The organism is Actinomadura napierensis (assembly GCF_039529375.1).
In the GTDB taxonomy this organism is placed as follows: Bacteria; Actinomycetota; Actinomycetes; order Streptosporangiales; family Streptosporangiaceae; genus Spirillospora; species Spirillospora napierensis.
Genome location: NZ_BAAAMR010000021.1, coordinates 99,297 through 106,205, shown reverse-complemented (window position 1 = coordinate 106,205; position 6,909 = coordinate 99,297). Strand labels below are relative to the sequence as shown.

Sequence of the window (6,909 nt, the reverse complement as noted above, 5' to 3'; positions counted from 1 at the left end):
GTAGGCGGGCCCGCGCCGCTCGGCGACCGCCGCGTCCGCGCGGCGGCGGGCCTCCGCCGGGTCGCCCGGCCGCAGGGCGGCGGCCTCGTCGACCAGCGCGTCGAAGCGCCAGGCGTCGACGCTGCCGTCCGGCAGCCGCAGCGCGTACCCCGGCGGCTCGGTGACGAGGACCCGCGCGGGCGTGCGGGGCGGGCGGTCCGGTTCCAGGACGCGCCGCAGATGGGACACGAACGACTGGAGGCCGGCGGCGGCGCGCGGCGCGGCCGTCCCGGCCCACAGGTCGTCGACGAGCCGGTCGGCGGGCACCATCGCGCCCCGCGCGACGACGAGGCGGGCGAGCACCGAGCGCTGCCGGGGACCGCCGAGGTCGGCGGCGGAACCGGCCACCTCGGCGCCGAAGGCCCCGAGAACGCGTACGACGGGCGACATGTCCCGATCAGCGTAACCGGGACATGCCAGACCTTCGCGATCACTCCCCCCTCACGCGCGGCTGGGTTCCGGTTCCCGTTCGGCCGCCCCGGCCGGGGCGGCGGCGTCGTGCGGGTCGATGGCCGGCAGGACGCGGGCGAGCGGCTTCGGCAGCCACCAGTTCGCCCGTCCGAGCAGCGCCATCGCGGCGGGCACCAGGACCAGCCGGACGACCGTCGCGTCCAGCGCCACGGCGACCGCGAGCCCCACCCCCATCTGCTTGATGACCAGGCCGGGGTCGGCGGCGAAGCCGAGGAAGACCGCGACCATGATCAGCGCGGCGCTGCTGATCACCCGGCCCGTGGCGGCCAGCCCGGACGACACCGAGCCCCGCGCGTCGCCGTGCCGCGTCCACTCCTCGCGGACCCGCGACAGCAGGAACACCTCGTAGTCCATCGACACCCCGAACAGCACCGCGAACATCGGCAGCAGGATGAGCGACGACACCGGCACTCCGTGCGGGAGCCCGAGCAGGCCCGCTCCCCAACCCCACTGGAACACCGCCGTCAGCACGCCGTAGGCGGCGCCGATCGACAGCAGGTTCATCGCGGCGGCCTTCAGCGGCGCGACCAGCGACCGGAAGACGATCATCAGCATCACGAACGAGGTGGCGACGACCGCGCCGATCATGGGCCAGAGCCGGTCCGACAGCGAGCGCGACAGGTCCACGTAGGCGGCGGTGAGCCCGGTGACCTCCGCGCCGGGCGGCAGTTCGCGGGCGCGGATCCGGTCGACGACGGCGGGCGCGCGCTCGTCCTGCGGCCCGTACTCGGGCGTGACGACGAGGACGGCGGCGTCACGGCCCGGGGACAGCAGCGGCTGCGCCACGCTCACGACCCCGCTGGTGCGGGCGATCCGGTCCCGCAGAGCGGGCAGCGTGCTCGCGTCGGCCTTCCGCAGGTCGACGGCGACGATCAGCGGGCCGTTGGCGCCGGGGCCGAAGCCCTCGGCGACCAGGTCGTACGCCCGCCGGACGGTGTTGGACTCCGGTTCGCTGCTGGCGTCGCTCGGCCACGTGCGCATCCCGAGCGCGGGCGCCGCCAGCGTGATCATCAGGACCAGCCCGGCGAGCAGCCACGGCCACGGGCGGCGCCCCACGTGCTCCGCCCAGCGCCGCACGCGCGGCGAGTCCGCGTGGACGGTCGCGCCCGGGGCCCGGTCGCGGCGGCGCAGCACCCGCCGTCCGGCCAGGCCCAGCACCGCGGGCAGCAGCGTGACGGCGCTCGCCACCGTCGCCGCCACGACGAGCCCGGTCGCGAACCCCATCGTCATGTAGACCGGGTTCTGCGACAGCACCAGCCCGCACAGCGCCAGCAGCACCGTGAACCCGGCGAAGATCACCGACTGCCCGGCGGTCGCGATCGCGCGTGCCACCGCCTCGGGCACGTCCAGGCCCTCGGCCAGCCCCTCCCGATGCCGGGTGAGGATGAACAGCGCGTAGTCGATTCCGACGCCCAACCCCACCATGACCGCCAGCGTGGGGGCGGTCGTCGACACGTCGGTGAACGCGGCGAGCAGCGTGACCCCGGACACGCCGGCCCCCAGCCCGGCCAGCGCCACCGCGAGCGGCAGCCCGGCCGCCACCACCGACCCGAACGCCAGGAACAGGACCACCAGCGCGGCCACGATCCCGACCCCCTCGGCGACGCCGCCGGGGGCGGTCACGTTCTCCGGCACCTGGCCGCCGAACTCGACCCGGTAGCCGGCCGCGTCCAGATTCCGCGTCGCCGACTTCAGCCGGTCCACGGTCTCCTTCGGCGCCAGCTCGGTGACCTGCACCGAGTACCGGACGGTGAGCAGCGCGGTCCGCCCGTCCGGGCTCGGCTGCGCCGGGTCCACCGCGCTGACGTGCGGGAGCGTGCGCAGCCGCGCCCCCGCGGCGGCCAGCGCCCCCGCGTCGACGCGGCCGGACTTCGCGTGCACCACGACCCGCGCGTCCGCGCCCGACAGCGCGGGGAACCGCTCCTCCAGCAGGTCCCTCGCCTTCTGCGAGCCGCTTCCGGACTGCGTGTAGTCGTCGTGCAGCGCGCCCCCGGCGACGCCCGCGAGGCCGGCCAGCGCGCCGACGAGCACCAGCCACACGACGATGAACCGCCACGGCCGCAAGGCCGCGGCCTTGCCGAGGCGGTAGAGCAGGCGGGACATGGCCTCTCCCCCAGAATGAAAGTGATCCGACCCCGCACACACTGGTCGGCGCCGCTTGCCGCCCGCTTGCCGGTGACTTGCGGCCCCGGCGCACGCCGTACGCTGTGACCGTGAGCGAGCTGAACGCCGAGGACGCGAAGATCATCACCCTGGCCCGGTCCTCCCGGGCGCGCACGGGCGCCGCCGAGGGCGCCGCCGTCCGCGACGAGACGGGCCGCACCTACGCCGCCACCAGCGTGGACCTGCCGTCGCTGAAGCTGTCGGCCCTCAAGGTCGCCGTCGCGATGGCCGTCTCCAGCGGCGCCGAGGACCTCGAGGCCGCCGCCGTCGTCACCGCCGCCGGCACCGCCGACCCCGCCGACGTCGCCGCCGTCCGCGACCTCGGCCCGAAGGCCCCCGTCCTGGTGGCCGCCCCCAACGGCGACCTCCGCACCACCCTCTGAACGCCCGCCCCGGCGGATTTTCAGAGGGAGAAGTCGAACTCCCAGTCCAGTTCCCACGCGTGGACGACGCCGTTGTGGTCGAGCGAGGTGACGACGCGGCCGTTGCCGCTGACGGCGAGGGCCTCCACGGAGGCGTCGTGGCGGCCCAGCACGCGCAGGCACTCGCCGGTGCGGAGGTCCCAGACCCTCACCTGATCGTCCCGGCCGTCGGTGACGGCGAAGCGGCCGTCGTCACCGATCGCGGCGAACCAGGCGTCCACGTCTTCGGCGCCGGCGACGGGCCGGCCCTCACCTGAGCGCAGATCCCAGATCCGCGCCGTCGCGTCGTCGCCCAGTGAGAAGCCCGTCGTGCCATCGGCGCAGACCGTGACCCTGCGCACGGATCGGTCGTGGCCGGTCATCGTGTGGAGCGTCTCACCGGTCCGGACGTCCCACGCTCGCACGGTTCCGTCCTGATGGCCCGACAGCAGCACGTCACCGTGACGGCTCAGCGCCAGCGCGCCGGCGCACCATCCGCCGCCGAGACCTCGCGGCAGGACGTGCAGGCGGTTCCCGGTCCGGGCATCCCAGATGTGCGGGACCCAGTGGTCGCCCGACGCGGTCGACACGACGCGGCTTCCCTCGCCGTTCAGCAGGAGCCGGCTGATACCGGTGCCGTGCCGCTCGGCGAGCCGGCAGAGGAGTTCGCCCGTCTCCGGGTTCCAGACGCGGAGAGCACCGTCCTCCCCGCCTGAAGCGGCGACGCGGCCGTCGCCGCTCACCGCCACCATCACCTCGCCGCGATGGCCGTCCAGCACGTGCAGGCAGGTACCCGACTCCACGTCCCAGACGCGCGCGGTGCCGTCCCGGCCGCCCGACAGCGCGATCGGCCCGTCGCCCGCGAGGGCCAGGCTGTGGGCCCGCCCGTCGTGTCCCGCCAGCGCATGGCGTCGCCTGCCCCGGGCCAGGTCCCAGACCTGCACCGTCCCGTCCTCACCGCCGGTCAGTACCAGGAGGCCGCTGTGACCCGTCGCGGGCGGGACGCGGGAATCGCCCACGATGGACGGGGCGTCGCGGGCCCATGCGTCCGACAGCGCGGTGCGCCGCCCGTCCCGCGCCACGTCCTGCCAGCGATCGAGGAGCACGCGGTGCCGCCGGTAGCCGGGAACCGCCCGGGCCCGGCGGATCTCGTCGGCGGCCGCGGCGGACCGGCCCTCGGCCATCAGCTCCGTCGTGCGGTCGAGCGCGCGGTCCACCACCTCGTCCTCCTGGAGCCGGTCGGCGGCCTCACGCGGGAGGGAGTAGCTCCAGGGGGCCGCGGGGCCGGGCACCGGCATGTCCCACAGGGCGACCTCGCCCTCGTCGTCGCCGATGAGGGCCCGGTCGCCGTCGGGACTCAGCGCCGCCACCATCGCCCGCTCCGGTGTCGGCCAGGCGCGCAGGCGCCGCCCGGTGCCCAGCTCCCACAGCTCCATGGCGTTCTGATCGCAGGAGATCGCGTAGCGCCCGTCGCCGCTCACGGCGAACTCGTCCCCCATGCCGCCCGGAAGGCTCACGGTGCGGACCTCCCGGCCCGACTCCCGGTCCCAGATCCGCACCCGGGCCTGGTGGTTCGTACCCGTCTGCGTGACGACGGTCCCGCCGCCGTCGCTCATCGCGGCCATGAAGGACGGTTCGCCGAACGTGCGCAGCACTGTGCCCGTCCGGGTGTCCCACGTCTGCGCGACGCCGGTCCTTGCGTCGCGGCCGAAGGCGACGCCGCCGTCCCGGTCGATGTGCACCGAGGCGAAGTGGGCGTAGGAGGACCCGTGCCCTTCCGCCAGCCGCCGCAGGCAGCGGCCGGTGAAGGCGTCCCACACCCGGACGGCACCGTCGCCGTGCACGGTCACCACGAGGCGCGCGTCCGCGCTCATCGCCACGTCCACGGTGGGGACGTACGGCAGGGAGCCACTGATGAGCGCCCCGATGAGTCCTCCGGGCCCGTTGACGTCCATTCCGGGACCGGCGGTGAGCTCGTGGGAGAGCCGTCCGGCGCGCAGGTCCCAGATCTGCGCGGGGCCGTCGTGCCCGCCGAAGACCGCGCGTGCGCCCTCCGCGTCGACCGCGATCGCCCGCACGCCGTAGTCGGCTCCGGGCGTCTTCAGCGTCCGCACGCGGCGCGGCCCGCCCCGGAACCGGCGCCGGGCGAGATCCCACACGTGGACCTTCGCGTCCTCGCCCGCCGACAGACCGAACCGGCCGTCCCCGCTGAAGGCCAGGGCATTCACCGGCCCGTCGTGCCCCTTCAGCGCCCGGGGAGAACCGGGCCGGGGCGCGGTGCCCGCCCGCTCCAGCGCGGTGGTGGCCTCCGGGACGTCCGGCGCCGCCCGCTCGGTGGCCCGCAGCGCCTCCTCGGCGGCCTCCGGGTCACCGCGCTCCAGATGCAGCAGGCCCAGCAGGTAATCCGGCTCCCAATCCCCGGGATGCGCCGCGCGGACCGCCTCCAGGTCGGCGACCACCTGCGCGTCGGTCCGCTCCCCGGTACGCCAGAGATGCAGGCCGCGGTTGTAGGCCACATGCGGATTGCGCGGATCGGCGGCGGCGGCGCGCCGCCACAGATCCTCGGCCTCGTCGCCGCGTCCCAGGTCCAGCATCGACAGGGCCTGGTTGGACAGCTCGTCGGCCAGCCGAACGGCCGTCAGCGGCTCCGGCCGGGGATAGGGCTCGCCGACGGCCTCGGCGTAGACCTCCGCGACGGCGTCGGCGATCCGGCCCATGTCCCTGGGCCGCTCCTGCGGCTCCGGAGCCAGGCAGTCCCGCAGCAGGGCGACCAGGCCGTCGGGCATGGCGGGGACGGCCGCGAGCCGCTCATCCGGTTCTTCCGCGAAGGCCGCGGCAGTGGCGCCGGCCTCGACGAACGCGGCGAACACCTCGGCGCCGATCTGCCCGACCCGGCACGGGGGACGTCCGACGAACATCTCCAGCACGGTCAGCGCCCACGACCACGTGTCGGTCGCCCGCGTCAGCTTCGGCCGGGGCCCGCCGGACCCCCTCATCCGCTCGGCCGCCTCGGCCTGCTCCGGCGAGCAGTACGCCGGCGTCATCCCCCCGTACCCGGCCAGCAGGCTGCCTCCGGGCGGAACTTCGGTGCTCTCCCCTGCGGCGGCACGTGCCCCGGCCAGCCCGAAGTCGGTCACCTTGGCCGTTCCGTCGCGGTCCAGCAGCACGTTCGCGGGCTTGACGTCCTGATGGACGTGACCGCCCCGGTGCGCGTGCTCAAGCCCCCGCGCGGTCTGGGCGGCGACGTCCAGGACGCGGCGCAGGGCCGCCCGCCTGCCGCCGGCGTACAGGCGCCCGTCCCGCACCGCATCGGCGAGGCTGCCCCCGTCGAGCCACTCCGCGAACACCCGCGGGACGCCTCCCAGGGTCCGCACGTAGACGCACTTCACCGTGTTCGGATGCACGCCCAAGCCCACCCACGTCGCCGCCTCGGCTTCGAACTCCCGCACGCCCGTCCCCGCGGCCACAAGGTCGGGCCGCGGCACCTTCACCGCCAGTTCCACATTCCACCCGCGATGCAGGACCCGGTAGACCACTCCCATCCCGCCGCTGGTGATCTCGTCGCGGACCTCGTACAGCCCCAGGATCACCTCACCGGGCCGCCAGACCAGCGCGACGTCCTCATCCGCCACGAGACCGCACCCCTCCCGCCGAACCCGTCACCCGACCACCCAACACGGTGCGCCCCCACCGAATCCAGGAGAAAGCGCAGCGAGCCCGTCAGTCGCAAGGTCCAAACCCGGCAGGTTGAACCTCAGCCCCAGGTCACGGGCAGGCACGCGGAGCGAGCGCAGCGAGCGGAGCGGGCCTGCCCGCCGAGCGAGAGGGAGGGTGT

General features: G+C 75.3%; 4 protein-coding genes. 1 reads left to right on the top strand and 3 read right to left on the bottom strand.

What is annotated here, in order from left to right:
• Both ABD296_RS14705 and ABD296_RS14700 read right to left on the bottom strand, forming a co-directional pair.
• Positions 1-429: AfsR/SARP family transcriptional regulator (locus ABD296_RS14705; RefSeq protein WP_344266546.1), on the bottom strand; the 429-nt coding region annotated here is incomplete at its 3' end.
• A 51-nt stretch (positions 430-480) separates the two neighbouring features.
• A complete protein-coding gene (locus tag ABD296_RS14700; RefSeq protein WP_344266543.1) occupies positions 481-2,613 on the bottom strand; it encodes an MMPL family transporter in 2,133 nt (710 codons plus the stop codon).
• Between the two features lie 110 nt (positions 2,614-2,723).
• Between ABD296_RS14700 and ABD296_RS14695 the strand changes: the two genes are divergently transcribed.
• Positions 2,724-3,056: a cytidine/deoxycytidylate deaminase family protein gene (locus ABD296_RS14695; protein WP_344266540.1), complete on the top strand. Its 333-nt coding sequence runs from the start codon at positions 2,724-2,726 to the stop codon at positions 3,054-3,056.
• 20 nt (positions 3,057-3,076) lie between these two features.
• Here the strand turns inward: ABD296_RS14695 and ABD296_RS14690 are convergent, their stop codons facing one another.
• Entirely contained in the window at positions 3,077-6,706 is a 3,630-nt protein-coding gene (locus tag ABD296_RS14690) for a WD40 repeat domain-containing serine/threonine protein kinase (protein WP_344266537.1), read from the bottom strand.
• Positions 6,707-6,909 lie beyond the last annotated feature (203 nt).

Excerpts from the sequence above, each read along its gene's own strand:
- ABD296_RS14700 (WP_344266543.1), bottom strand. The coding sequence starts at position 2,613 with ATGTCCCGCCTGCTCTACCGCCTCGGCAAGGCCGCGGCCTTGCGGCCG.